Raw genomic sequence first — 1,217 nt, forward strand, 5'->3', positions numbered from 1 at the left:
ATGGCAAAGGAAAAGTTTGAGCGTACAAAACCGCACGTCAACATCGGCACGATTGGCCACGTTGACCATGGTAAGACGACGCTGACCGCAGCGATCACCAAGTATTTCGGTGACTTCAAAGCGTATGACCAAATCGACGGTGCGCCGGAAGAGAAAGCGCGCGGGATCACCATCTCGACCGCCCACGTGGAATACGAGACCGACAACCGCCACTATGCGCACGTTGACTGCCCCGGCCACGCCGACTACGTCAAGAACATGATCACCGGTGCCGCTCAGATGGACGGCGCGATCCTGGTTGTGAACGCCGCAGACGGCCCGATGCCGCAAACGCGTGAGCACATCCTGCTGGGCCGCCAGGTTGGTATCCCGAAGATGGTCGTGTTCCTGAACAAAGTTGACCAGGTTGACGACGAAGAGCTGCTGGAACTGGTTGAGATGGAAGTTCGCGAACTGCTGTCCAGCTATGACTACCCCGGCGACGATGTTCCGATCATCGCAGGTTCGGCTCTGGCCGCGATGGAAGGCAACAACCCGGAAATCGGCGAAGAGAAGATCAAGGAACTGATGGCGGCTGTTGATGAGTATATCGACACCCCTGAGCGTGAAGTTGACAAGCCGTTCCTGATGCCTGTTGAAGACGTGTTCTCGATCTCGGGTCGTGGTACCGTTGTGACCGGTCGTGTCGAGCGTGGCGTGATCAACGTTGGCGACGAGATCGAAATCGTCGGCATCCGTGACACTCAGAAAACCACCTGTACCGGTGTTGAAATGTTCCGCAAGCTGCTGGACCGCGGTGAAGCAGGCGACAACATCGGCGCCCTGCTGCGCGGTATCGACCGTGACGGCGTTGAGCGTGGCCAGGTTCTGTGCAAGCCGGGTTCGGTTACACCGCACACCAAGTTCGAGGCCGAAGCCTACATCCTGACCAAGGAAGAAGGCGGTCGTCACACTCCGTTCTTCGCGAACTACCGTCCGCAGTTCTACTTCCGTACGACTGACGTGACCGGCACCGTGACCCTGGCGGCTGGCACCGAGATGGTTATGCCCGGCGACAACGTCGGCTTCACCGTCGAGCTGATCGCACCGATCGCGATGGAAGACGGCCTGCGCTTCGCCATCCGCGAAGGCGGCCGCACCGTCGGCGCCGGCGTTGTGTCGAAGATCATTGAATAATCGGTAGGCCGGGCTTCAGCCCGGCACATCGGTTAAACTAA

At 59.0% G+C, this 1,217-nt stretch carries 1 protein-coding gene; it reads left to right on the plus strand.

Going from position 1 to position 1,217, the window contains the following annotated elements; all coding sequences use genetic code 11:
- Positions 1-1,176 (plus strand): elongation factor Tu (gene tuf, locus ACR0KS_RS20390; RefSeq protein WP_170390328.1); only part of this gene is annotated, 1,176 nt, incomplete at its 5' end.
- Positions 1,177-1,217: the final 41 nt, after the last annotated feature.

This window comes from Ruegeria sp. BC7, assembly GCF_056539165.1.